The organism is uncultured Campylobacter sp. (assembly GCF_937997535.1).
Classification (GTDB): Bacteria; Campylobacterota; Campylobacteria; order Campylobacterales; family Campylobacteraceae; genus Campylobacter_B.
On sequence record NZ_CALKTT010000081.1, the window covers coordinates 1 to 26385 of the forward strand.

Annotated in this window: 23 protein-coding genes and 1 tRNA gene; 2 read left to right on the plus strand and 22 right to left on the minus strand. The window is 47.0% G+C overall.

Going from position 1 to position 26385, the window contains the following annotated elements; all coding sequences use genetic code 11:
• Positions 1 to 83: 83 nt before the first annotated feature.
• Together Q0117_RS07605 and Q0117_RS07610 are read left to right on the plus strand one after the other, a co-directional pair.
• Complete coding sequence (locus Q0117_RS07605) at positions 84 to 788, plus strand: hypothetical protein (protein ID WP_297924265.1); 705 nt, start codon at positions 84 to 86, stop codon at positions 786 to 788.
• Complete coding sequence (locus Q0117_RS07610) at positions 785 to 1891, plus strand: hypothetical protein (RefSeq protein WP_297924267.1); 1107 nt, start codon at positions 785 to 787, stop codon at positions 1889 to 1891. Before Q0117_RS07605 ends, Q0117_RS07610 begins: the two co-directional genes overlap by 4 nt.
• Positions 1892 to 1936: 45 nt before the next feature.
• Here the strand turns inward: Q0117_RS07610 and Q0117_RS07615 are convergent, their stop codons facing one another.
• The 22 genes from Q0117_RS07615 to Q0117_RS07720 form a co-directional block, all read right to left on the minus strand.
• Positions 1937 to 2194 carry a hypothetical protein gene (locus Q0117_RS07615; protein WP_297924269.1) on the minus strand — a complete coding sequence of 86 codons (258 nt, stop codon included), beginning with the start codon at positions 2192 to 2194 and terminating at the stop codon, positions 1937 to 1939.
• A 247-nt stretch (positions 2195 to 2441) separates the two neighbouring features.
• A tRNA-Leu gene (locus tag Q0117_RS07620) sits at positions 2442 to 2526 on the minus strand.
• A gap of 69 nt (positions 2527 to 2595) precedes the next feature.
• A complete protein-coding gene (atpE, locus tag Q0117_RS07625; protein ID WP_177386747.1) occupies positions 2596 to 2934 on the minus strand; it encodes an ATP synthase F0 subunit C in 339 nt (112 codons plus the stop codon).
• 149 nt (positions 2935 to 3083) lie between these two features.
• A complete protein-coding gene (locus Q0117_RS07630) occupies positions 3084 to 4598 on the minus strand; it encodes a 2-isopropylmalate synthase (RefSeq protein WP_297924271.1) in 1515 nt (504 codons plus the stop codon).
• Positions 4599 to 4682: 84 nt separating this feature from the next.
• Positions 4683 to 5432 carry a CDP-diacylglycerol--serine O-phosphatidyltransferase gene (gene pssA, locus Q0117_RS07635; RefSeq protein ID WP_297924273.1) on the minus strand — a complete coding sequence of 250 codons (750 nt, stop codon included), beginning with the start codon at positions 5430 to 5432 and terminating at the stop codon, positions 4683 to 4685.
• Positions 5433 to 5557: 125 nt separating this feature from the next.
• A complete protein-coding gene (ftsH, locus tag Q0117_RS07640; protein WP_297905028.1) occupies positions 5558 to 7507 on the minus strand; it encodes an ATP-dependent zinc metalloprotease FtsH in 1950 nt (649 codons plus the stop codon).
• A complete protein-coding gene (locus tag Q0117_RS07645; RefSeq protein ID WP_297924275.1) occupies positions 7504 to 8367 on the minus strand; it encodes a 50S ribosomal protein L11 methyltransferase in 864 nt (287 codons plus the stop codon). The genes ftsH and Q0117_RS07645 overlap by 4 nt, the downstream gene beginning before the upstream one ends.
• 78 nt (positions 8368 to 8445) lie before the next feature.
• On the minus strand, positions 8446 to 9153 hold the full coding sequence (gene hisA, locus Q0117_RS07650; RefSeq protein ID WP_297924277.1) for a 1-(5-phosphoribosyl)-5-[(5-phosphoribosylamino)methylideneamino]imidazole-4-carboxamide isomerase: 708 nt from the start codon (positions 9151 to 9153) through the stop codon (positions 8446 to 8448).
• Complete coding sequence (gene hisH / locus Q0117_RS07655; RefSeq protein ID WP_297924279.1) at positions 9153 to 9878, minus strand: imidazole glycerol phosphate synthase subunit HisH; 726 nt, start codon at positions 9876 to 9878, stop codon at positions 9153 to 9155. Before hisH ends, hisA begins: the two co-directional genes overlap by 1 nt.
• Positions 9875 to 11680, minus strand: a complete 1806-nt coding sequence (locus tag Q0117_RS07660) for a nucleoside-diphosphate sugar epimerase/dehydratase (RefSeq protein ID WP_297924281.1) — start codon at positions 11678 to 11680, stop codon at positions 9875 to 9877. Before Q0117_RS07660 ends, hisH begins: the two co-directional genes overlap by 4 nt.
• Positions 11680 to 12777 carry a UDP-N-acetylbacillosamine transaminase gene (gene pglE, locus Q0117_RS07665; RefSeq protein ID WP_297924283.1) on the minus strand — a complete coding sequence of 366 codons (1098 nt, stop codon included), beginning with the start codon at positions 12775 to 12777 and terminating at the stop codon, positions 11680 to 11682. The genes Q0117_RS07660 and pglE overlap by 1 nt, the downstream gene beginning before the upstream one ends.
• A 117-nt stretch (positions 12778 to 12894) precedes the next feature.
• Positions 12895 to 13494 (minus strand): UDP-N-acetylbacillosamine N-acetyltransferase, encoded by a 600-nt coding sequence (gene pglD, locus Q0117_RS07670; protein ID WP_297924285.1) that lies wholly within the window; start codon positions 13492 to 13494, stop codon positions 12895 to 12897.
• A complete protein-coding gene (pglC, locus tag Q0117_RS07675; protein ID WP_297924287.1) occupies positions 13481 to 14086 on the minus strand; it encodes an undecaprenyl phosphate N,N'-diacetylbacillosamine 1-phosphate transferase in 606 nt (201 codons plus the stop codon). The genes pglD and pglC overlap by 14 nt, the downstream gene beginning before the upstream one ends.
• Entirely contained in the window at positions 14079 to 15206 is a 1128-nt protein-coding gene (locus Q0117_RS07680) for a glycosyltransferase family 4 protein (protein ID WP_297924289.1), read from the minus strand. Before Q0117_RS07680 ends, pglC begins: the two co-directional genes overlap by 8 nt.
• Before the next feature lie 73 nt (positions 15207 to 15279).
• A complete protein-coding gene (locus tag Q0117_RS07685; protein WP_366807800.1) occupies positions 15280 to 17985 on the minus strand; it encodes an STT3 domain-containing protein in 2706 nt (901 codons plus the stop codon).
• 2 nt (positions 17986 to 17987) lie between these two features.
• On the minus strand, positions 17988 to 19106 hold the full coding sequence (locus tag Q0117_RS07690; protein WP_297924291.1) for a glycosyltransferase: 1119 nt from the start codon (positions 19104 to 19106) through the stop codon (positions 17988 to 17990).
• Between the two features lie 244 nt (positions 19107 to 19350).
• Entirely contained in the window at positions 19351 to 20394 is a 1044-nt protein-coding gene (locus Q0117_RS07695; RefSeq protein WP_297924293.1) for a glycosyltransferase, read from the minus strand.
• Positions 20391 to 21656 carry a glycosyltransferase gene (locus tag Q0117_RS07700; protein ID WP_297924294.1) on the minus strand — a complete coding sequence of 422 codons (1266 nt, stop codon included), beginning with the start codon at positions 21654 to 21656 and terminating at the stop codon, positions 20391 to 20393. Before Q0117_RS07700 ends, Q0117_RS07695 begins: the two co-directional genes overlap by 4 nt.
• Positions 21656 to 22735 (minus strand): glycosyltransferase family 4 protein, encoded by a 1080-nt coding sequence (locus tag Q0117_RS07705; RefSeq protein WP_297924296.1) that lies wholly within the window; start codon positions 22733 to 22735, stop codon positions 21656 to 21658. Before Q0117_RS07705 ends, Q0117_RS07700 begins: the two co-directional genes overlap by 1 nt.
• Before the next feature lies 1 nt (position 22736).
• The gene (locus Q0117_RS07710) at positions 22737 to 23798 is read right to left on the minus strand and encodes a polysaccharide pyruvyl transferase family protein (protein WP_297924298.1); all 1062 of its coding nucleotides are present in this window, start codon (positions 23796 to 23798) and stop codon (positions 22737 to 22739) included.
• Entirely contained in the window at positions 23795 to 25417 is a 1623-nt protein-coding gene (locus Q0117_RS07715) for a Coenzyme F420 hydrogenase/dehydrogenase, beta subunit C-terminal domain (RefSeq protein WP_297924300.1), read from the minus strand. The genes Q0117_RS07710 and Q0117_RS07715 overlap by 4 nt, the downstream gene beginning before the upstream one ends.
• A partial coding sequence (locus Q0117_RS07720) for an oligosaccharide flippase family protein (protein WP_297924302.1) occupies positions 25414 to 26385 on the minus strand: 972 nt, incomplete at its 5' end. The genes Q0117_RS07720 and Q0117_RS07715, both read right to left, overlap by 4 nt.

The following is a 26385-nucleotide window of genomic DNA, read 5'->3' on the forward strand; positions in this document are numbered from 1 at the left end:
AATTTGTAAATTCATAAAATTCAGTATCAAACGATACTGACCGAGATTGAATTTACTAGGAAATTTTATAAAAAGGATCAAATTTGGTAAACGATGTTTTTAATAAAAACAAAAATTTAAGGGATTATGATAAAGAGCCGATTATTATAAAAGATTACAAACCACAAGTAAATTTGATTGGTATATTTTTAATGATTTTAGCTTTTATTATTTTGTGTATCGCAAAACCAGAAAAAGTCAATGGTTTTACGATTTTATCTCTTATGGTGGCAATTCCTTACATTATGAAATTTTTGGGTAAAAATTATTTTATTCTGAAAAATGAAATGATAAGCCAAATTAAAAATGATAAATCTTTTGATTTTATGCAAGTAAAAAATATTAAAAATGTTAAATTTAGCGTTGATTTTAGAGATGGAAGCGAACAAATTTCACTAGTTGCCAAAATTTTAATTTTGATTATTATTTCTACATACATATACGCGATTTTTGCATTTAATGAGCCTATTATTCTGTTTTTTATTTTTGCACTTATCGTTGTATTTTATGCAATTCCAAAAATCATAACTCATACAATAAATGGTGGCAAAATCAATGATAGCGTTTATGATTGTCTTACCATTTACAGCAAAAATGGAAAAGTGATGAATATTATGATTTGCAACGACAAAGAATTTAAAGAATTTAAAAAATACTTTTTAGAAAATGTGAAATTAAATATTTCAAATGCTAAAACTAGCTTTGGAATTTTTGATAAAAATTTTTATAACACAAGGAGCGAACGATGAATTCAACAGGTAGCAGAGAAGCGAAAGCAAGAGTTGCTTTGGATAAAGCTGAAAAAATTATTATTGAAAAATTTACTAAATTCAATCTTTCTGAAAATAGTAAAGATAATTTAAAAAATATTCGTAAAATGTGGAATAGCGCAAGCAGTGGTTATAGTATTGCTGAAAATTTCACTGATATACCCGAAAAGATTTTAAAAAGCAAAGCTAGGGCTATTGTTTTGTTTGTAGAAACTGCAGCAGGAAATGTATTAGTTGATAGCACTATGGGTGAAAGCAAAATGAAACAAATGGTTGGGGCGTTAGGAGATGCAATTATTGCTGGTGCGGCATTATTGACACCGCAAGGTTGGATAATTACTGGTGTAAATTTGGCATTATCTCTTGTTGATTGGGATTTGGGAAGTATATTTAAGAAAATATATGGAGAAGATAACGATAATATAAATATTACCTCAAATGGCTTTATAGAAGTTATGAATAATGATGGTTCTATTTATACAAGACCATTATCGACACAAGCTAGAAAAATTTTAAACATTAATGGTGAGCCAAGTGGTTCTATATTTGGCGACAGGAAAGGCGATGTATTGTTCGGCAGTAGTGGAGATGACTTGCTTCAAGGTAGAAATAGCGATGATTTGCTTCTTGGGGGAGCCGGCTATGATACATACTTTGCCGACGGCAAAGACACTATAAGAGATGAGGATGGAAAAGGTCAGGTATATTTTCATGGTCGCAAACTAACTGACGGCACTCAAATAGAAAAAGGCTCAAACATATATAAAACAAAAGACAATATAAAATATGAACTAATTGATAATAAGCTTATAGTAAATGATAGCCTTATTATAGAAGACTTTAATCCATACCAAGAGTGTCTTGACATAACCCTACACAAAGCAGATGAGATAGCAGTAAATGTATCAAATGCAAATGCAGTAGAAAAAGCAGGAAAGATGAATTTTACAATCTCACTTAGTAGAGAGCTAAGGGAGGGTGAATTTGTAAAAGTAACCATACCTGCCATAAACGGCAATGAAGCAAAAACTTATATGTTTATGCACCATAGCAACCCAAACTATACGCTAGGAGCAGCATAGAGCATGTATTTACTGGTAGCACAAATTATGAATATTAACAATATTCTAGCCCTTTCGAATGTTAATTTCATCGGCATTGCCTAGAACTTTGATTAACTTGCCACCTTGCGTATAATGATAGTGTCTATGTATTTTAACCGTTCCGTCTCTAGCTAGCGAGCTATAAAATTTAACGGCTATGAAATCGTCTAAGACTTCGACCATAGTGCGCTTATATTGCGGCAAAATAAAATTCCTGACTACTTTGTCGGGGTCTGATTTGAAAATTGGATTATCCTTAATTTTTGTAAAAACTCCCGTCATCTTTCTTCCTTTGTATAGTAATTTTAGGCAGATTATAGAATTTCCTCAAAGGATTAACAAGGCAGGAGCGCAAAAAAAGCTACTATACAATTTTTTAATATATAGTATTTTCTTAAAATATATGTATGAATCGATGATTTTCGGCGCTAAGAATTTTTTAAGAATAATTTTAAAATTACCAAAAATAGGGCTCAAAAAATTATTTAAAAATTCAAAAAACGAAAAAATAGGAGAAAATTTTAATAGATGGTGCGACCGACGAGATTTGAACTCGTACACCTTGCGGCACTACCCCCTCAAGATAGCGTGTCTACCAATTCCACCACGGTCGCATAAATTTTAAAGCTTAATCTCAAGCCTTGAATTATATAAGTTTGAAGCCCGATTTCTCGGGCTTTTGATTAATTTGCAGCAGCCTTTAAACCCGCTGTCAAAAAAGGATTTACGAAAAGCAAGATAAATGAAATAACTAATGCATAGATAACCTGCGCTTCGATCATCGCAAGCGAAATATACATCGTATTCGATAGCTTGCTAGCTACGCTTGGATTTCTAGCGATGCCGTTAAGCGTCGCACTAGCGGCATTTCCCATACCTAACGCGCCACCCAAAGCGGCTAGACCTAAAACGACTGCAACGGTAATTGCAGAAAAAGAAACGATCTGAGTGTAAGCACTTAGCTGCTCGCTAGCGAAAGCCGCGCCGCAAAGCGCAAATAACAATACAAGAACTTTTTTCATAAAAGTCTCCATAAATAAATTTTAAAACGAGTTTCGGCTCAATACCCCCTACTCCAACGTTTTAAGTGTGAAATATTATTAAAATTTTGCTTTTGATTTGTTTAATCTGGCGGAATTTGCGTTAAATTTAACAAATCCCGCCAAGCAATCTAACGCTTAGCGTCCAGATACGTATTTAGCGCCGCAACGTAGGCCTTTGCAGACGCTAGCATCGTATCTACGTCAAGTCCTCTGCCGATGATGGCGCCCTCGCCCGCAAATTCCACCTTAACGGTTACTTTCGCCAGCGCGTCTTTGCCCTGTGAAACCGCTTTTACTTGGTATTCTTTCAAGCTACCGCTGATGCCGCTGATGCGGTCTATCGCTTTAAATATCGCATCCACGCCGCCGTTTCCAAGCGCGCTATCGCTTAAAATTTCATCCTTATACCTTAGCGTAAGCGCTGTGCTAGCGTGTCCTTTATTGCAGCTATTGGAGCTTAAAACTAGCACTTCATAGGTCTTTTCGGCTCCCACGAACTCGTCGTTTACGAGCTCTCTAATATCCTCGTCGAAAACGTCCTTTTTGCTATCTGCAAGCGCTTTAAATTTATTAAACGCGATCTCAATCTGCTCGTTACTAAGCTCATAGCCCAAAGATACCAGCTTGTCTTTGAAGGCGTGGCGGCCGCTGTGCTTGCCCAGCACAAGCGAGTTTTTATCAAGCCCGATATCCTCGGCGTGCATGATCTCGTAGGTTTCTTTGTGTTTTAACACACCGTCTTGGTGGATGCCACTTTCATGCGCGAAGGCGTTTTTGCCGACGATCGCTTTATTAGGCTGCGGCTCGATGCCGGTAATGCTCGCGACTAGGCGGCTGGATGGATAAATTTCTTTCAAATTTATATCGGTATAAAGCGGCGCAAATTTATCCCTGCGCGTCTTGATCGCCATTACGATCTCCTCTAGCGCCGCATTGCCCGCGCGCTCGCCGATACCGTTTATCGTGCACTCGACCTGTCTGGCTCCTGCCAAGATGGCAGCCAAGGAATTTACGGTAGCCATTCCCAAATCATTGTGGTTGTGCACCGAAACTACGGCGCGCTCGCCGATAAGCTTAACGATCTCGCCTATGCGCGCAGTGATCTCATCCGGATAGAGATAGCCTACCGTATCGGGGATATTTATGGTGGAGGCCCCGGCGTTTATCGCGGCGTCGCAGATCTCTTTTAAAAAACCCATATCGCTTCTGCACGCATCCTCGCAACTAAACTCCACGTCATCGCATAGGCTTCTAGCGTATTGCACAGACTCTACGGCGCGCTTTATGACCTCTTGCGGCTGCATTTTAAGTTTAAATTCCATATGGATAGGGCTTGTAGCGATGAAGGTGTGGATGCGCCCGAGCTTTGCGCCCTTTATCGCTTCGCCTGCGGCCTTGATGTCTTTTTCTAAAGCGCGTGCAAGCGAACAGACGCGAGCCTTGCTAACGGCGCCGGCGATCTTTTCTATCGCGTCAAAGTCCCCGGGGCTCGCCGCTGCAAAACCCGCCTCGATAACATCTACGCCCAGCTTTTCAAGCTGCAACGCAAGATGGATCTTCTCGTCCGTATTCATCGACGCTCCAGGGCTTTGCTCGCCGTCACGAAGTGTAGTATCGAAGATTATGATTTTATTTTTGTCCATTACAAATCCTTTCAAAGGGTTAAAATTTGGCAAAATTATAGCCGCGCAAACTTAAAACAATCGCGATAATAAACATATTTGAGATTATTTCGCCGTTTCCTCGGGTTTATCTTTTTTATGAAATTTGGCCGCGCTTAAATTTAAAGCTCCGCGAACTAAACCGTAAACTATATAAACCAAAGTGAGCACCGCCGGGAATTCCAGCCTGAAAAGATATAAAAGCGAGAAAAATACGACGATTAGAAGCACTAAAATTTTAATCGCGTTGGGGCGCTTTAGGCTGATCTTTTTAAAGCTCGGAAAGCGGATGTTACTTACCATCAAAAACGACAGTGCCGCCGTTGCGATGATCAAAAATACCCCAAATCCTTTAGAAAGCTCATATTTTAGATAAATTCCGATCCAAAACGCCATCGTAATCGCAGCCGTCGGAATCGGCAGCCCGATAAAAACGCTAGGCTCGTAGGTGCCCGTGGTGACATTGAATCGCGCCAGCCTGATCGCGCCGAAAACCACGTAAAGCGCAGCTACGAGCGAGCCGACCTTGCCGTAATCGTGCCCAACCGCGCAGTAAAACAGTAGCGCCGGCGCAACGCCGAAAGCCACTATATCCGCAAGGCTGTCGAATTCCACGCCGAATTTCGACGTCGCATGCGTTAGCCTCGCTACGCGACCGTCGAGTCCGTCGCAGATCAAGGATAAAATGATATAAAAGATCGCGGCGCTGAAGTTGCCTTTGATCGTAGAAATTATGCTGATAACCGCCAAAAATGCACTTGCCGCCGTGAAAAAATTCGGCAATATGTAGATCAATTTTCCCTTTTCCTCTTCCATCTCTTACTCTTTAAATTTTATTTTTGCACCGCTTTTCATTCGGTGCCGCGGATCGCTCGTAAAATGCTTTAGCGCGACCTTCTTAAAATTTAGCCTTAATTCCTGCTCCGCGCGAGGCTTTAAATTTAAGCCTCGCTCTTTGCGCTTTCGATATCATCATTAGCGCCTAAATTTCGCACCAGACGGGTAGGCATGCCGTTATCTTTTTCAAATTTAGAGATGATCTCCACGATCTGCTCTCCAGAGACCGTCTCCTTCTCATACAGCGCCTTTACCATCTCCTCAATCGCCGGAGCGTAGGTCCTTAGCGTCTCTTTTACCGCCGCATAGCGCTCATCCAGCGTCTTGCGGACATATTCGTCGATCTTAACTGCCGTTACCTCGCTATAATCCTTGATGCTCTGTCCGCCGTTTAGGAAGGAATACTGCTGCTTTTCTAGCACCGCAAGCCCGAGCGCATCGGTCATTCCGACCTGAGTAGCCATAAATTTAAGCATATCGGTAGCGCGCTGCAAATCGTTGCCCGCTCCGTCGGTGATCTCGCCTAAAAATACATCCTCCGCCGCGCGCCCCGCCAAAAACGTATCGATCTCGGCAAAAATTTCATGGCGCTGGTGCAGATATCTATTTTCAAACGGAGAATTTAGCGTGTATCCCGCAGCGCTCAATCCGCGCGGCACGATAGTTACCTTCGATACCGGCATCGCGCCTTTAGTAAGCTCGGCGATGAGCGCATGACCGCTTTCGTGGTAGGCGACGATCCGCTTTTCGATAGGGCTTACGCGGCGTGATTTTTTAGCCAGTCCGATACCGACGCGCTCGATCGCTTCGAGTAGGTCTTTTTGCTCGACCTCCGCCTTTGCCTCGCGACCCGCTAAAAGCGCGGCTTCGTTGATGATATTTGCAAGATCGGCTCCCGCAAAGCCCACGGTAAGGCGCGCGATCTCTTCGATATCGATGTCGCGGGCAAATTTAACGTCGCGCATATGCACCTTTAAAATCGCCATTCTGCCGTCAAAATCGGGTCTATCGACCAAAACCTGCCTATCGAATCTGCCCGGACGCAGAAGCGCCGCATCCAGCGTCTCGGGGCGGTTGGTAGCCGCAAGGACGATCACCGGGCTTGATTCCGAGCCGAAGCCGTCCATCTCGGCAAGCAGCTGATTTAGCGTCTGTTCGCGCTCGTCGTTACCGCCGCCGATACCGCCTGCGGTTCTGCTTTTGCCGATCGCGTCGATCTCGTCGATGAAAACGATCGCCGGAGCCTGTTTTTTAGCGTTATCGAATAGATCGCGCACTCTGCTGGCGCCCACGCCTACGAACATCTCTATAAAGCTCGAGCCCGATACCGAAAAAAACGGCACGTCCGCTTCGCCCGCGACCGCTTTGGCTAGCAGCGTCTTGCCCGTGCCCGGAGGTCCAACCAAAAGCACGCCTTTTGGAATTTTAGCTCCGAGGCTGATATATCGCTCGGGGTTTTTTAAGAAATCTACGATCTCTTTAACCTCCTCTTTCGCCTCTTCGACGCCCGCGACATCGCTAAATTTAACCTTCGGTTTTTCGGCGCTTACCAGGTTTTTAGAGCTTCCGATGCCGAGCACGCCACCGCCCATATTGCGCTGCATGCGGTTGGCTAAAAACATCCAAATTCCAAAGAAAATCACGAGCGGCAAGACCCAGCTAAAGAGCAGATCGGTCAAAAAGTTGCTCTCGTTATACGCGCCGTATGGAATTTTGCGCGATTCTAAAATTTGAACTAGCTCGGGATCATCTACGCGCTTGGCGGTGTAGATTACGTTGCCGACTTGCGCTTTAATCGTGGAGCTTCCGATGGAGACCATGCTTACTTGAGAGTTTTTGATTTGCGATTTTAGCTCGGAGTAAGTTACGTTTCTACTCTCGCCTGAAACGGAGCCTAGCACTCCGCCACTATCAAATCCGCCACTTGGGGATATCGCTTTAAACACGACTATCAAAATAAGCGCAAAAATTATAAAAACGCCGATCGGATTTTTATTGAAAAAATTGTTTCCGCCGCCGTTTTGAGGGGGTTGATTATTTGGGTTGTTATTCATATTTTCCTTTCATATACGAAGCTGAGCCATTCGTTTTGCTTTTTCATCTGCACGAAATTTAAATCCGAAAAAGCTTGCTCGATCCTATCTTTATATTTTTCTAAAATTCCAGACAGCACGAGCTTGCCGCCCGGTTTTAGCACTTTTTTCAGATCCGCGCTTAGGATCAAAATCACGTCGGCGATTATATTTGCGACGACGAGATCAAACTGCGGCTGCGCGGCTGCGCTTGAGCCTTGCTCATTTAGGCTTGAAACGCTGCCGAGCCAAATTTTATCGATCTGCACGCCGTTTTTCTCGGAGTTTTGCTGCGTAGCCGTCACCGCCTGCTCGTCGGTATCGCAGGCGCTTACCTTTGCGCCCAGTTTTTTCATCGCGATACTTAAAATTCCGCTGCCGCAGCCCACGTCAAGCGCGCTCATGCCCGCGCGAGCAAGCTCACTAAGCAGCGCCAGGCACATATTGGTGCTTTCGTGATGGCCTGAGCCGAACGCCAGCGCAGGATCGATCAGCAGATCGATTAGCGCGGGATCTTGCGATCTTTCGCACCAGCTCGGACGGACGTAAAATTTGCCGACCGCCACGGGCGCGACGCCTTTTTTATACTCATCGAGCCAATCTTTATTTTGCTTTTTTGAAATTTCGATCTGTAGATCGGCGTCTAAATTGAGAGATCGTGCGAGCGCCTTTTTAAACTCTTCAAACGCAAATTTTAAATTTTGCAGATCCTCTTCGTCGCGGATTATGAAACGCTCGCCGCGTTCTTCGACGCAGGTAACGCCGAGCTCAAACGCAAAGTTTTTAAAAAGCTCGCTCGCATTCGCACTTTTTACGATCATCTCATAAAAAAAATCTTTCATCGCCTCACATCGCCTTTAAATTTTAAAATTTGCATATTACTAAAATTTAGTTCAAACTTTGCTTACGCTCGGGCGTTTTTATAGAGCTTCAAACGCCTTTTTAAGATCGAGCGTGCCCTCGTAATACGCCTTGCCGACGATGAGCCCGGCGATAGAGCCTGCGTTTTTAAGCGCGATTATATCGTTCATATCTTTCACGCCGCCGCTTGCGATAGTATCGATGCCGCTAGCTTTCGCGATAGAGCGGCTAAATTCTACATTTACGCCGCTTAGCATCCCATCGCGCGATATGTCGGTGCAGATGATGGCGCAAACGCCAGCGTCCGCATACTCCCGCGCCAGATCGGTCGCTTTTACGCGGCTTAGCTCCGCCCAGCCTTCGGTCGCTACGAGCCCGTCTTTTGCGTCTATGCCCACGACGATGCGGTAAAGCTTCGCCATCCTCCTTACGAAATCCGGGTTTTTAAGCGCCGCCGAGCCCAGGATAAATCTATCGACGCCTAAGTTCAAATACTCCTTTATGCGCGCTTCGTCGCGTATGCCGCCGCCCACTTCGACGCGCAGGCGAGTGCTTTTTACGATCCGCTCTATCGCTTTGAAATTTACCGCCTCGCCCGCAAACGCGCCGTCGAGATCAACCAAATGCAGCCATTTAGCGCCGAGATCTTCAAATTTTTTGGCTAGCTCGCAGGGGTCCTTGGAATAAATTTTTGCGCTTTGCATCTCGCCCTTGCTAAGGCGCACGGCGCATCCTTGTTTTAGATCGATCGCAGGGAAAATCTCCATCACAGCTCCGTAAAATTTTTAATGATTTTTATGCCCGCATCGTGGCTTTTTTCGGGATGCGGCTGAAAGGCAAATACGTTTTCGCGCCAGATCACGCTTGCAAACTCATAGCCGTAAAACGTGGTCGCAAGCGTGATCTCGCGCTCGCAAAGGACGTGGTAGGAGTGCACGAAATACAGATACTCAAACTCGCCTAGGCCCGCATTTATCGGCGAGCGCTTGATAAAATGCGCACTGTTCCAGCCTACGTGCGGGATCTTTAGGCTTTCGGCGCTGGCAAAATTTTGTCCGCTACGATTGCTTGGCTCCGCCTCGTCTGAATTAAATTCCGCCTCGCCCGATCTAAATTTAATATCCTCGGACCCAGATTCCGCCCCCCGAATATTAAATTTCGTTTTGTCAAATTTTACGACGCGACCGGGTAAAATTCCAAGCCCGCTGCGCGCGCCGAACTCCTCGCTTTGCTCGAACAGAAGCTGCATCCCTAGGCAGATGCCTAAAAAATATCTGCCGCTTGCGACGAACTCTTTAATTGCGTCGCCCATACCGCTTGCGCGAAGCCTGTCCATCGCCTCGCCGAATGCGCCAACGCCGGGAAGCAGAGCTTTATCGCAGCTCAAAAGCTCCTCAGGGCTGCGCGCGAGGCAAAATTTAGCGCCGCAGAAGCTAAGCGCGTTCATCACGCTTTGGATATTGCCCGCGCCGTAATCTACGATACCGATCAAGCAGGCTCCTTCGCACCGTTCAATCGATGCGAAAACTCAGGCACGATACGCTTTAGCTTATCCGCGACCTGCGCGTCCTCGCACTCGCTAAGCTCCTCGATCTGCGAGCTTAGCTCTTGCAGGTCGTATTTTGCGGAGTGGGTTACGAAGATGGATTGATACTTCGTGCTCTTGTCGTTTTCGTCGATCAGAAGCTCCTCGTAAAGCTTCTCGCCGGGGCGCAGACCTACAAATTTAATACCCAGCTCCTCCTTGCCGGCAAGTTGCAGCATTCGCTTGGCAAGATCGGCGATCTTTACGGGCTCGCCCATATCCAGCACGAAAAGCTCGCCGCCCTGCGCGATGGAGGCGGCTTGAAGCACGAGCTGGCACGCCTCGCTAACGAGCATAAAATATCTCGTAATCTCGGGGTGCGTAACGGTAAGCGGCTCGTTCGCTTCGATCTGGCGTTTAAATTTAGGGATGACGCTACCGCTTGAGCCGAGCACGTTTCCGAAGCGCACCGCGACGATCTGCGTGTCGCTTGCCGCGTCGTTGGAATTTAGCGCGTAAAGCTCGCAGATACGCTTCGTCGTGCCCATAATGTTCGTCGGTCGCACCGCCTTATCGGTCGAGATCAAAACGACCTTTTTCGCGCCGTATTTTTTGGACAGATCGATTACGTTTTTTGTGCCGATGACATTGTTTTTGACCGCTAGATGCGGATTAAACTCGCATAGCGGCACATGCTTATACGCCGCTGCATGCACGACTACCTCGGGATGAAATTCCGCAAAAACCTCCTCCAGCTCATGGCGATAAACGACGTTTATCATCTTTAGCTCGTTGCGCGCGTCCGCGCCGGTGGCTTCGTTGATCGAGTAGAGGTTAAACTCGCTGTGCTCGACCATAATAAGACGCTTTGCGCCAAATTTCAAGCACTGCTTGCAAATTTCGCTTCCTATCGTGCCGCCCGCGCCCGTTACCAGCACGATCTTATCTTTGATAAAATTTTCAATCGCCTTGGTATCGAGGTCTTTGGGCTTGCGCGCGAGCAGATCCTCGATCGATACGTCGCGGATCTTTTTGCTCTCATCCTCCAAAAGCGAAAAGAGCTTGATATCCTTTAGCCCGTACGCGAACAGCTCATCATAGAGCTGCTTTAGCTCGTCCGGATACAGCGCCAGCGCGATGATCGCGGTTTTGGCACCGCTGTCTTTGATCATCTGTGGAATTTCGCTCTTAGCCCTGACGACGTAATTTTCGCAATACGTCCCTACTAGCTCCGCTCGCCCGTCCACGACGCCTACGGGGTAGTAGTTGATATATTTTTGCCGCATACCTTTTAGGACGTGAAAGGTCTTGCTTGTAGCGCCCACGACGATGCAGGGCTCGTTATTCGTGATGTTTTTCTTCTCACTTAAAAACATCCGCTTTGAAATTCTAATCCCACCGATTAAAATAAACGAGATCGCCGCATCGATGATGATGACCGAACGCGGGAATGGGTTAAAAATTTTACTCGCCAAGAAAAATAGGATCAAAAAGGTAAGCGCCGCCATCACGTGCGCATAAAAGAGCTTCCTCGCTTCATATAGACCGAAAAATCTCCACGGAACTAAATAGATCCGCAAAAACCAAAAATAGAAAATTTTAATCGCAGTAAGGCTTGAGGCGCTAAGCAGCGCGCCTTTATAGAATTCGTTCGGTATATCTCCGCTAAATCGCAGCAAAAACGCAATGTAAACGGAGAGGATCGAGATAAAAATATCTCCTAGCAAAAAAAACGCGAAGCGGCTAAATTTAGTGGGTTTTAACAGCATCAGATGTTTTCTTTTACGATTTTTACGACGCGTTCAATCGTCTCGTCGCTCATATCGGTGCCGCTAGGAAGACAGATGCCGCGACTAAACATATCCTCGCTCGTGCCGTCAACTACGCTAAGCGCGCCTGCAAAGATGCTTTGCAGATGCATCGGCTTCCAAAGCGGACGAGATTCGATGTCGGCTTTATTTAGAGCGTCGATAACCTTTAGATGGGCATCCTTTTTCTTAAATAGAAGCGTCGTAAGCCATCTGTTGCCCTTACCGCCTTCTACTTCGGGCATAAACTCCACGTCAGTGCCTCTAAACAGATCCTCGTAAATTTTAAAAATTTCGCGTTTTCTCTTTACGCGCTGCGGCAAGACCTCCATCTGGCCTACGCCGATAGCGCCTAAAACGTTGCTTAAGCGGTAGTTGTAGCCGTAGTCTTTGTGCTCGTAGTGAAGCAGCGGCTCGCGCGCCTGAGTGCTGTAAAATCTAGCCTTGGCGATTAGCTCCTCGTCGTTTGAGATCAGCATGCCGCCACCTGAGGTAGTGATGATTTTATTGCCATTAAAGCTTAGTGCGCCGCATTTTCCGATGCCGCCAAGTGCTTTACCTTTATAAAATCCACCCAGCGCCTCCGCGGCATCCTCGATAACATCAATGCCTTCGTTCTCGCAAATTTCGCATATCTCGTCCATTTTCGCAGCCTGTCCGTAAAGATGCGTAACGACGAGCACCTTTGGCTTTTTCGGCGATTTTTTGATCGCTTCTTTAAGCAGCCTCGGGCTTAAATTCCAACTCTCGTCGCTGTCTATCAGCACCGGCACGCAGCGCTCGTAAAATATCGGATTTAGCGACGCCATGAAGGTAAACGTGGAGCCAAGCACCACGTCGCCGTCCTTTACGCCGCTGCAGCGAAGCGCTAGATGAAGCGCCGCCGTGCCTGCGTTTAGCGCCAGCGCAGCGCGCGTGCCAGTGTAGGACTTCACTGCGTCCTCAAAGCGATTGACATATTCGCCCAAAGGCGCGATATAGTTGCTCTCAAATACCTTTTTTATATACTCAAGCTCATTGCCGCCCATATTCGGCGGGCTTAAAAATACTCTTGCCATATTCATCCTTCCTTGATCTTTAAATTTAACCTCGCGCGTCGCAGGGCTAAATTTAGCTTTCGGCATTAAAATTTAAATGCTCGGATTTTATCACTTTTAATGCTATAAATTTTAAATTCAGCCATTTTTTTTAATCACGCGAGCGGGCACGCCTACGGCTACGCTGTCGCTAGCTATGTCGCGCACGACCGCAGCACCCGCACCGATTATGCAGCGCTGCCCGATACTTAGCCTCTGAATGACGCTGGCACCGATACCGATGTGCGAAAACGCCCCCACTTTCACGCCGCCCGCAAGCGCTGCGTTTGGGCTAATGTGCGCGAACTCGCCGATCTCGCACTCATGCTCGATTACGACGCCTGAATTGATTATCGCGCCGCGACCGATTTTAGCTCGCGCATTTATCACGGCGCCGGGCATTACGACCGCGCCCTCGCCGATGGCGGCGCTTGGGCTAACGATCGCGCTTTGATGAATTAGCGTCGCTATCTCAAAACCTGCGCGCGCTACCTTCTCTTGGATCTTTGCGCGGGTTTTATTATCGCCGATTGCGATTATTACGGGATGCTTCGGCAGATCCTCGCTAAATTTCAGCCCCGCGGCGTCGTCTAGAAAAACGACCTCGCTAAATTTAGCCCCGCGTGCGGCTAGCGCGACGTCCGCAACCACCAGCCCGTGTCCGCTCGCGCCGTAAATGTAAATTTTAGTTGTGCCCATTAAATTTCTCCGTCGTCGCCATGCCCTCTTTATTCACGCCCTCTTTTGCAAGCACCTTTTTTATCGTTAAAAGCGCAATCTTAAGATCGAGCGCAAAGCTTAAATTCTGCGCGTAATACGTATCGAACTCAAATTTTTTCTCCCAGCTGATCGCGTTGCGACCGTTTACCTGCGCAAGCCCCGTGATGCCAGGGCGCACGCTGTGCCTAAGACGCTGCTGCGGCGAATAAAGCGGCAAGTATTCGATCAATAGCGGTCGCGGCCCGATGAAGCTCATATCGCCCTTTAGCACGTTGAAAAGCTGCGGCAGCTCATCCAGGCTTAGCGCGCGGATCTTTTTGCCGTAATCATTGAGCCGCTCTTCGTCTGGCAGAAGCTCGCCGTCAGCGCCGCGCTCGTCGCTCATCGTTTTAAATTTGTAAATTTTAAAAATTTGCTCATCAAACCCCGGGCGAGATTGCGTAAAAATCGTGCTTTTGCTAATGTGTTTGCGGATCAAGAACCACGTAAGCGCCATCACGGGCGAAACCAAAATAATCAAAATCAAAGCCGCCGTAAAATCGAGCGCGCGTTTTAAAAAGCTCTTATACATCGATAAATTTCCTATAAACCTCTAAATATTTTTCCGTGACGATCTTTTCGTCGTAATTTGCAAGCACCATCTCGCGCCCGTTTCGTCCAAGCCTTTCGCAAAGCGCGGTATCGTCTAATAAAATTTCGATCTTTCGCGCAAGACTCTCCGCATCGCGAGTGCGGCAGATTAGGCCGTTGACGCCTTCTTGCACCGCCTCGACGCAGCCGCTGCAGTCGCTCACCACGCAGGCTCGCGCCATGCTCATCGCCTCTAAAACCGTGCGCGGAAAGCCCTCCTTGTAGCTAGGAAGTGCCAGTAGGTAACTAGCCTTCAAAAGCTCAGGCACATCGTTTCTAGCACCCAGATAATGCACCGCACCGCTTCGCAAAAACGCAGGATCAGCGGTGCTTTTATTACCCGCAAAACCCTCGCCTACAAAGACAAATTTCGCATCCGATCGATCTTTTAAAATTTCTGCTGCTTCGTAGAATTCTCTCACGCCCTTATGCCACATCGCGCGAGCTATCATCAGCACGATCTTTTTACCGTGCAAATCCTCGCCCAAATCCGCTGCACTAACGATTTTGGGATTGAACCTTTCAGCATTTACGCCTACACTTTTAATCCTTATAACCTTTTGCTTCGCAATAAGCCCGCGAGATAGCATGTAATCGGGATCGGCATCGTTTACAAATACGCAAGCATCCGCCTGCGAAAATGAAAATTTATAAAGCTTCTCCAAAACCGCTCGCACGAGCCTTGTTTTAATATCATCGTCGATATAAAAGCTGCCCAGCCCCTCGACTAAGTTTATCACATATTTTATACCCGCCTCTCGAGCCGCCAGAGTACCGAACACGTTTGATTTGTGCGCAGCTGTTTGCAGCAGGTCCAAATTTAACCTCTTTAACTCGCGTGCAAGGGCTTTGGTGTTGCTAAATACGGTAAGCGGATTCAGGCTCGCTCGATCAAGATCGTAGGTTACAGCATTAAAATCGCGCGCTAAATCCTGCGTATAAGCGCCACGAGGAGCAATTGCGAAAACCTCGTGCCCGCGCCCTTTTAAAGCCTGCATTATCGGACGACGAAAGAAATGTAAGCTCATATCGGCATGGCTTAAAAACCCTATGCGAGCCATCTGTTGTATTCCTTGCTTGGCGTTGCGAGATTAAATTTCATAAATTTCTCCTTAGCTTGCGGCAAAATTTTATCTAGCGCTTTAATTTATAAACTTTCACAGCAGGGCTTAAGATCACAGGCTCGAATAGCTCGGGCCTATATCTTTCAAATACAAAAAGCTGAATGTAGCTTGAGTTTAGCATCGTCTTATCTAGCAGCAAAAATCGCCCGTAATCGCGCATGAAAATCACGTAAAATTGCGCGCTGCTGTCCATATTGAACTCCTTGACCGAAAGCTTGCCGTTCGCGTCGTAGCTCGTTTCGTAAAAAGTATTGATTGCGAATTTTCTGCCGCTAAATTCCAAACTAAGCAAATTCGGCGAGATCGAAAAGCCGTTGTCCATATGCACGCCGCTTTGATCCTGAACAAACCTATCGCTCGTTATAAAAAACAGCTCACTTAGCTGCTTGCCGTCGGTGATGTCGATATTTGAAAACTGCGTGACGACGGGAAAGATATTCATCATGCGATCGGGCAGGATGTAGTAGATGTCGCGCGTAGGTCTCGGCGGCTTAAAATCGGCCAGTCCCAAGCTTAAGATAAAATCATTTACATCAGTCGCGTTGTAATCTTTTAAAATTTGCTTTAACTTGTTTGGAATTTTTTCGCTATATCCACGCTCGGTGTATTCGACATCCAGGCGCGCCATATTTGCAGAGCTCATCTGATCTTTAAAAAGTGCGAAACTAACGGGGAAATTATCATTGCCTAGGTGTTTGCCGCCGTCGATGAGGGTTTTTACATCACTATAATAGCGTATGCCGTAACCGTAATCCCACCACGAAAGCGCGTAATCCTCGCGCTGCGCCTTATCTTTGAGCTCATCTAGCACCCGCACCTCGCTTTGATAAAAGACCGTATCGACCTTGTACGAGACGATGTGCTGCCACGCTGGATAGATCGCAAGCGCCGTCAAAATCAGTAGTATCGCGCGTCCCGCAATCTTTGGCAGATCCAAGCGCTTTACGCAAAAATACAAAATATATCCGAAACTTAGCCCCATAACGCCCACGGCATAGATCGTAAATCTAAGGCCCGCTTTGTTTGCCGCAAAGCCCAAAAGCAAAAGCGGAATCGAGAGCAAAAATTCCTTATGCCTAAAGCAAAGTACTGCGTATCCGATCGCTGCGATCACGAAAACCGCGACGTGCGAGCTGATGCGCTCCATAAAGATCTCAGGCGGCACGATGCCTGATTCTTGGATCGTTTGATTGACGTTGAAAAAATGAAATGCCGTATCGGCGTTGTCCGCAAAGGAACGGAAGATATAAAATTTCGCCTGAAAGATGATCGGGCTAAGACCTCCGTTTGCGACGAAAAAGACTACGGCAAGCGCGCCGATAATCGCTAAAATTTTAAAATTTAATAGCTTTCCTCTAAACGCAAAGAGCCAAAATAGCGTAAGCGAGATTAAAATTTTTGCCACCAAAGGCGTGGAGCAAAGCGCAATCAAAAAGATGATCATCGCTTCGTAATTTATCGCACTTTTTCGCTTAAAAATCAGCGTGTAGGCGAAAAATACGACGAGCATCATGGAATTTAGCGAGAAGCTGGAGGGATACCACCACATATAAAATATCGTAAACGCGCCCAGCCAAAACAGCGTGCTGCGCGAGCTGCGCGTGCAAATGCGGATGAGCGCCCACAAAATACACATCGCAAGCACGATATTTAGCATATCGGTGTCGTAATACCCCGCCATAGTGCGGTTGTAGTAGCTATTCGCCACGCTCGCGACAAGCGCGCCGATGAAGCCCGCGCGCATGCAGCGAAACTCACTTGAGATAAGCAATATCGGCACTACGATGAGCGAGCTAAACAAAGCCGGCAGATAAACGAAGATCGTCTCGATTTTAAAGGGCAAAATTTCAGCCAAAAACGCCGTCACGATCGAAAGCGGTGCACTAAAGTAGCTAAGATCGTTGGGCTGATGAAAGCCGGCGAGGCGGTCGCGCGCGCCCTCTGCAAAGGCGTAGCCGTCGTTGGTGTTTATCATCAGCTCGCCATCCCAAAAAAAGTAGTTCGCAAAGCCGCTCGCCCAGTGCACCCACCACATGCGAAACGCCACGCTAAAGGCAAACGCTAGCAAAATCATCAGCAAAATATGCTTGGAAAACTCATAATTTTTTATGAAGCCAAAAATTCTACGCCTGGCAGGAAGCGCGCCAGCTGCCTGATTTTTAGAATTTTGGGAATTTTCTGCTGTAAAGCTTTTAGAATTATCAGAATTTATGCCGTTTGTAGAGTTCGCAGTGCCAGCGGAATTTTTATTTATAGAATTTTTGCTCGTGGAATTCGCAGTACCTTTCAAATTTGAGTTTGTAGAATTTGCGCCTGCGGAATTTTCAGAATTTAACGAGGTAGAATTTCGTCCGCTTGATTTTTTAGTCTTTTTGGATTTTTTTTGTGCTCGCATTTTTGCAGAAACAGCGCGCATTTGATCGTCGCTTAAATTTTTAACGCCGGCGTGCGCGGAATTTTTGCTCGCAGAATTTTTTGCATCAAGCGCGGAATTCTTATCGCTCTGAGGCGCGGTATCCTCGCTACCCTCAATTGCGGCATTTTCGCCGCTAAAATTCTCTCCGCCGCCTGCGGAATACTCTGCGTCAAAATTTCCCTCGCTAGCGAAATTTTCGCTTAAGGCAGCTTTGTCGGCACCCATTGATTGCGCGCCTTTTTGATCGTCCGATCCTTCGTCGATCTCTCTGACGCTAAAAGCCTTTTTTTCTTCACCCACGCCTATTTTCCTTCGTCGATTTGTTCTATTTTTGCGATCAGCTCGCTTGCTATCCGTTTTTTATCGAAAAACGAGGCTCTAATTTTAGCCTTTTTCTCATAAAATTTTACATAATTTTCATCATCCAGCGCTTTTTGCATCGCCGCTTGGGTGCTTTCTAGATCGTTTACGCCCACCAGCACGCCCCATTCGCTCTGCCCCAAAAGCTCGCGCGCGCCGCTTTGATGATCGCTTGAAATCACGAGCTTGCCGCACGCAAGAGCCTCGATGAGAGCGTTTGAAAAGCCCTCAAAAAGGCTTACAAAAACAAACGCGTAGCATCTGGCCATATATTTATACGGGTTTGCGTCAAAACCCAAAAGCTTCACGCGGCCGCCTAAGCCCAGCTCCTCTATCAGAGCCTCAAGCTCGGCTCGCAGCACGCCGTCACCTAAGATCAGCAGGTCTTTGTCGTTATTTTTTAAATTTGCATATGCGCGGATCAAAAGTGCGTGGTTTTTGCCCGCATCGAGCCTACCGACGCTTAGGAAAAACGGCTGCTGCTGCGCGATCTGCTCGCTTGCTTTGCGACTGATCTCATCAAGATCAATCGCGTTGTATAGCACGCTCATCTTGCGCTCATCGATTCCGAAATTATCCGCCAGATCGCGCAAATTTCCAAGCGAGTTCGGAAAGATAAAATCGGCCTTCGGATAGAGCTTGCGCAGCAAAAGCTTTGAAATTTTAGATTTGAAGTTCGGCTCTTTATACAGCACCGACGGCGTCGAGCATTCGTTAAAAATCATAGTGCCGCGCAGCCCGTAAACTCGCGCCAGCGCCGCCACGTAACAAGGGCGGTTCATCCAAACGAAGTGGATGTCGATACCTAAGTGCTCGCATAGTTTTTTGTACCTAAGCGCCAAAAACGGAAGTTTTGCGAGCTTTAGCAGTCCGTTTTCAAAAGGGGCTGATTTTTCGATGAAATGTATCTGCACGCCGCTTGGAATTTCATAAAAAATCCTCTCGTTCATCAGCACCAGATGCACTTCGTAGCGTGCCGTAAGCTCGCCTAAGAGGTTGCTTACGACGCGCTCTGCGCCGCCGCCTCCCATCGAATATATAAAAACACTTAATTTCTTCATCCCTTTACCTTTTAAATATCGCTGCCGCGCCCTAAATTTAAGCTTTGCTCACGCCTTTTTACGCGAACATACACCGCGCCGTTTAAATTTAGCGCGTTTTGCACTGCCTAAAGCGGCTAAATTTCATCGCACGATGCGGCTTTATAAATTTAAACGCGCCGTTTTGCTCGGCGCAAGACGCTATCTTAGCACACCGAAGTTTAAATTTATCCCTGCGCGCCGCTAGGGCATCGATAAGCGGCTGCTATTTACGCGTAAACCGATAGATCAAGCCCTGCCAGAGCTTAATGATGCGCTCTTGCGAAAACTCGTCTAAGCTTTCATTTGCATTTTGCACGAGAGCGTCTCGCAGCGCCTCATCACGCATTAAATTTTCAAGCTTGCTCGCAAGCTCATTCGCATCGCCGCATTTAAACAAAATGCCGCTAAAGCCGTCCTTTATGAGCTCTTTTGCGCCCGTCGTATCGCTGCTAAGCCGTGCACAGCCGTAAAACGCAGACTCGATCAGCACGTTTGAAAGCCCTTCATTAAGCGAGCTTAGCACAAAAATTTTGGCTTCTTTATACAGTTCGCTTACGTCCTGTTTGTGCCCTAAAAATCGCACTTCAAGCCCAAGCTGTGCTGCCAGCTCGCGCAAGCTTTCGCGCAGCGAGCCGTCGCCTGCGATTAAAATTTCCCACTTCGCAAGCAGGCTTTTATCGATCCTGCTTAGCGCGTCAAAGTAAATTTCATACCCCTTTACGGGCTCGAGCCTACCGACGCTTAAGATCACGTTTCGCTTGGTGCCCTTGGTATCGCAAATCTCGCCGAAAAAGGGGTTGTGCACGACGAAGCAGTTTTTGACAAATCGCGAATAGTACTCAAAGTCCGAGCGCGTAAGCACCGTAAGCGCGTCCGCTTTTTTGTAGCACAGATCGCGCACGCGGCTAAAAAGCCCGCTTGGCAGATAATCGTGCGCGTTGTGCTCGGTCACGATGAGCGGGATGCCCAGCCCAAAGCTTGCGATCACGCACGCTACGTTCGTCCAGTCCATAAAGCTGATGATGACGCTCGGTCGCTCGCACTTGAAATACTCGCGCAAAATTCTGTATTTATCGAACCTGCCGCCGTTTTTATAAACGTCTAGATGCAAAAATTTTATCTTTTCGCTAAATTTATACCTACCCTCGTCGTTTTCCAAAATCGCGATCGTAACGTCGTTTGCGCGCGCAAAATAGTTCGCCAAAACCTGCAGCACGCGCTCGGCGCCGCCGTTTCTAAGAGCTGCGATGACGAATAAAATTTTCATTTTAGCTTCCGATAAATTTTATAAAATAGCCGCAAAAGCGCAGGGCTAGCGTAAAACAAGACCATCATCAGCGTCTGCGTGCGGCTTGCATGCGCTGCAAAAAATCCAAAATCCAGCCGCTCGCGCACCAAAGCGTGCAGTGAGCGGATCTGCTGCGCAGCTTCTGCGGCGTTTAAAGGCGAGCGGGGATCTGCGGTCTTTCTTTGCGACGCAGAATTTTGCTTAGAATTTCGCATATAATTTTGCTTGGCGGAATTTTTAACTGCAGAATTTTTACCGCATGCACAAGATAAACTATCAGCTCCATGCAAATCCGCTTCGTTTGCTAAGCTGCACGTATTAGCCTCGGAAGGAGAAGTTGCATCTCCATTCAAGCCTGCAGGATCAAAGCTCGATTTGATAATTAAAAACGCCGTATTCAGCGCGGACTCGCAGCGAGTAAAATTAGCCTCACGCGCCAAGCTTGGATAATTCACAGCGATCGCCTCAGTATAGCGGCGCACCGCAGCGATGACCGCAAGATGCCTGCGAGCGAATGAGTTTACGGTCGAGCCCGCCCTTACGCGGTAAAAATATAAAATTTCATCCGTGCACGCCGTAATAGAAGCGTTAAAAATATCAAAAAATATCGCCACATCCTCATAGATCTGCCCCGTAGGAAAGCGCAAAGCAGCGAAAATTTCGCGAGCAAACAGCGCGCGCCAAACTGCGGTGCTAAAATACGGATCCTGCGTGCAGCTGCGTCTAAAAAGCTCTTGCGGCGATATTTTATATTCACCTGCGTTGGCATTCGAATTTGCAGCTCCTCCTAGATCGCTAATCTCTTTAGAATTTTGATTTTCTTTAGAATTTAAAGCCGCCTTGAAATTATTTATTTCGCTCTCGTCGCTAAATGCCGTGTAGCCACACATAGCGATTTTAGTGCAAAATTTCTGCGTCAGGCGAAAAAGCGTCTCAATTAAATCAAGGCTTATCAAATCATCGCTGTCTACGAAACTGATAAACTCCCCGCGAGCGACATCTAAAGCAGCGTTTCGCGCGCTAGCCTGCCCGCCGTTTGGTTTATGCAGCACTCGCACACGAGGATCGCGCGCGGCGTATTCGTCGCAAATCGCCTCGCTGCCATCATTTGAGCCATCATCTACAAGCAGAATTTCTAAGTTCGTATAGGTCTGCGCCGTAATGCGCTCCACGCAAGCGCGCAGGAATTCTTTTACATTATAAACGGGGATGATGACCGAGATTAGGGGATTTTCGCTCATTATTCCTCCCTGTGTATCGTAGCGGCTATAAAATCCAACCAGCGTTGCCCGATCGTTTCAATTTTAAAACTCTCCTCGCGCTTGGAGGCGTTTTGCACGAGCCGCTCGCGCAGCTTTTCGTCACTCATTAGAATTTCAAGCTTTTTTGCAATACTTGCGCTATCGCCTACAGGGCACAAAAACCCATCTACGCCGTCGCTTATAAGCTCGCTAGGACCTGCGATGCAATCCGTAGAAATTCTAGCGGTGCCGAAAAATATACTCTCCATCAAAATATTGCAAAAGCCCTCCATCTTGGAGGTTACGACTACGATTTTAGCGCGTTCATATAAGCTTTCGATATCGCGCACAAAGCCGATGAACTGCACATTTAAGCGCAGCTTCGCAGCTAGGCTCTCAAGGCTCTTTCGCTCCTCTCCGTCGCCTGCGATCACCACCTTCCACTCTTTTAAAAGATTGAAATCTATAAGCGCAAGTGCCTTAAGAAGGACATCAAAGCCCTTATAGACATTGAGCCGGCCGGCTGCTAGGACGATATTTTCTTTAGGCGGGCGAGCCTCTTTAGTATGGCTTATCTCAAACATCGGATTAGGCATAATCACACGATTTTGCACATATGTGTAATGATCCAGATCAAATTTACTAAGCACGCTAAGACCTGCAGCCCTCGGATAAAAGATCCGCTTTAGCGCGCGCCAGATCGGACTTTTTAAAAAGCGATGATTGGTGTGTTCGGAGATGATGATTTTCTGCCCAACTCCAAGATTTGCGATAAGCGTAAGGACATTGGTATTATCTAAAAACGAGATTACTACGTCAAATTTACGACTTTTTAGAAGCCTGTGCAAGGCTAAAATTTTATCGTAGCGCTTTTTTATATTGCCAAATACTCCTAAATCGCCTACTCCTAAATCCAAGCTAATAAGCTCGATCTTATGATCTAGCGCGTAAAACGGCTCATCTGCGTCAAATTTTATCACACAGACTTCATTCTCGCGGCAGAAAAAATTTGCCAGCACGCTTAGCACGCGCTCGGCACCGCCCTTGCCTAAAGCAGAAATCACCATAGCTATTTTCATTTTATGAGCCTAAACTTGTTTTTAAAAATTTCATCGAGTCCTCTCTTTTACGGCGCAACGCCTCATTTACGCCATCCCAATCGATAGTCGCGTCCAACCGCGCGTCTTTGGGATCTTGCAAAGTTCTATCTTCAAGCCCGAATAAGCCCAAAAGCGAGCTAAAGCGCGACGCGCCGCGACTAGCGTTAACGAGCACAAAAAACGGCTTATTAAAGATTATGGAAAATACGCAGCCGTGAAATGAATCGGTTAGCACAAACTCCGCGCCCGCAATAGCGCTTAGCCATGCTTTTATGCCGATGCGGTTGCCGCGGTCGTTTACCTCATCTATCTCTAGGCCGCTTTGCTTCTTTAGTAGCTCCATCGCCGCTTCTGAGCGAGGCGATGGATCTAGGATATAGGCAAAACCCTTGCGCTTTGGCGCAAGGCTTAAAAATTTATCGTAAATCTCTTTGTTAGCTAAAAGCGTAGGATCTAGCACCCAGTGCGCATCTACGCCAAAGCATTCGCGCGCAAGCTTTACACCATCGCGCTCGCGCACCGAAATAGCTTTAAATTTAGCCAAATTTGCAGCGTGAGCTTTTAAATCTGCGGGATTTTTAAGCCCACAGAGCCTATCTCCGCCGAAGCTTGCAGCATAGGCGATCCGCGTGCAGTTAGGCGGCAAAAATCCAAGGCTAAAGCAATCTGCAAAATCCGCAAAATAGCTAGGGTGAAAAACCTGATCGCTTCCTAAAATCACCGTTTCAAAGCGTTCTTTCTCGCACAGCGCTTTTAAATCCGCGGGCGTGCAAACAGGCGCGGTTAAAGGGATATTTTCTGTCACAAACTCGCTAGTATCGCGCTCGTAAGAGGGATTAAATTTCGCGCCGCAAAGCTCCTTTTTAAGCGTGCGCGCCACTAAAAATTTAATATACGCGATCGATAGTTTACTTCTTTGCAGGCGCAAGTTTATGAGACGTGGCTCATGCCCTAGCCCCACTAGCACGCGGCTTAGCGCGTAAGCTTGTAAAATTCCGCCGTAATTATTCACTAGCGGCAGGGTAAAAATCCCGATCTTCATGCAAACTTCCTATAAATTTTATATGCCGCGATCTTTGGTAGCGCCAAAAGCGCTAGCACTTTATTTGCCGCGGCGATTTTTTTAAGCCTAGCAGCGATGAAATCATCACAATCAAAATGCGTAGCACTATATCGCTGAATCTGAAGCTTCTGGCGCAAGATGTAACGCTTAAGCGGGTTTTTCGCGCCGTAGAAAATTTCGTTTTTGCACTCCACCTGGCTTTGCTGCGAGCGCTGCACCTCCGCTGCGGATATCCGCTCGCAAAAAATCGCCTCGCGTGCCTGCTTCGTAGGCTGCGAAAATAGCGCGTCGATCTGAGCTGCGCGCGTAATTACGAGCGATGTGCCGCGCCACTCGCTCATTTCGCTTTGCAGCCACGCATCCATCAGCACGACGTCGGCGCTTTTGGCAAAAACGTCAGTGCAGGAGTTGCACGCAAGCGGCGTAAAAGCGCGCGAGCTCCAGTATGCAAAGGCGCTACTACTGCGATCGTCTATCGCCTCACTGCCGTCTGCAGCGTGAAATTTAAAGCCAAAGCTCATCGCACTTTTGCCCGCGATTTTATATCTGTAATTAACCGCCGTGAGCTGCTTACGCTCTTTAAACGCAAGATCTGCCAGCTTATACGTAAAAGCAGCACCCTTGCCCTGTCCGCAAACCAGCCCGATAATAAAGCTTATGCGGGATTTAAGGCGCGGATTTTTGCTCGCAGCAAGCCTTAAGGCCTTAGCAAAGCACGGCAGCGCGCTGATCGCGTATCTGCCCTCGCGGCGCGACATCTCCTTTAGCACTGCTTCAAGCGTGAGCGGATAGTAAGCGGACGAGCGCGCGCGAGTAAGCTCATCAGCATTTTTTATCACGCTAAATTTAAACAGCGGCACGGAATTTTCGCCCATAGAATTTCGCGTGTTTTTAGAATTCTCGCAAGCAAAATTATGCGTTGATACGGAATTTTCACAAGAAGCTTTAGAATTCTGCGTGGAATTTTCATTTGTAAAATTCTGCGCAGAATTCTGCGTAAAATTTTCGCAAAAAGAATTTTGCGCACTCGTAAAATTTATAGAATCATCATCTGTCAAATTCTGCGTTAAATTTGGAATTGCGGAATTCTGCGTGGAATTTTTGGTTGCGGAATTTTGCAAATTCTGCGGCTGCGCTAAATTATTGCAGGCAGAAAAACCGCACTTGTGATTTTGGGCTATAAAATCTCCTTCGTCCGCGGGCACGACGCAAATCGCGTAATCAATGAGCCCACGCGCAAAAAGCTCGTGAAAAATATAATCTCCCGCACCGCCGCTTGCACTGCTTAGGCGCTGCGCTTCATCTTTTTTGTAGAATTTGTAAGTGGCTAAAAACCTGCCAAAATCAGGGCTAAAGCTTTCCAACTCTGCATATGATTTAGAATTTAGCTCGTTTTCGAGCATGTCTTTTTCGTAAAACGGGCAGACTTTTAGGCAGATATCACATTTGTCGCGACACCCTTCGCCCTCCTCAGGCGCGTAAAATCCATTGCCTCCAAGCCGCATTTTTAGCACGCTAAAAGGGCAGCTGCTCGCACAGACGCCGCAGCCGATACAGCGGTCTTTCGTAACCACTTCGCTAATTACATTGAAGCTCAAGCCCGCCTCCTTATCTTAGCCGCAATGCCGCCAAAAATCGCGCGCTCATAATCGTTCATCGCCCAAAAATACGCGCTTAGCACAAACATAGCCGAATAAAGCCCGCCGCAAATTAGCAAAAAGCTCACTCCATGTAAGCCTAATGCGTAATTTATCGCTAGGCTTACTGCGATTGCGGGAGCAAATTTTACTACCATCGCGCCGATATTTCGCCAAAATTTAGCGATGTCAAGTCCGATTACACGAGCATAGTAGATATTCATCACGCAGATATTTAGCAAGGTGATAGCAAAAGCCGTGCCGCACGCAGCGCCCACGCCACCGTAAGCCTTAGCTAGCGGGATAGAAATAGCGATATTTACGAGCGTGACGCAAAACGCGGCGATTGAGCGAAATTTGACTTTGTTTTTTGCCTGAAGCACGGCTAGACCTAAATTTTGAATCAACGGCACGCTTACTGGAAGCACCAAAATAAGCGCGATTGCGTATGAAATTTCATAATTTGCGCCAGCCCATAGCACGATAAACTCCCGCCCAAAAATCACCAAAAGCGACGCGATAAAAAATATCACGTAAAATTGCAGCCTGCCTATTTTGATAAATTCCGCGCTAAGCTCGGAATCGGTGGAGTTGGCAGAAACCATTTTGGCGATTTTAGGAAGCATTACGCCGCTAATGGTGAGCGAAAGCGTGACGAAAGTGGCATTTATTGTGCTTGCTACGGCATACGTGGAGACCGCCGTAGCGCCTGCGACCGCGCCTAAGATAAAATTATCGACATTCCAGTTTACTTGATCGACTACGATGCCTAAAAATATAAAAAACGAGTAGCCAAAAATTTGCTTAAGCGTGGGGGCGTCGAAATTTCGCACACTTATCACGGGCGAGACTTTGCGCTTGCAGTAGATGAAATCTGCCGCGACGCAGATTAAATTTACCGCCGTAGCGATGATTACGATCGCGATAGC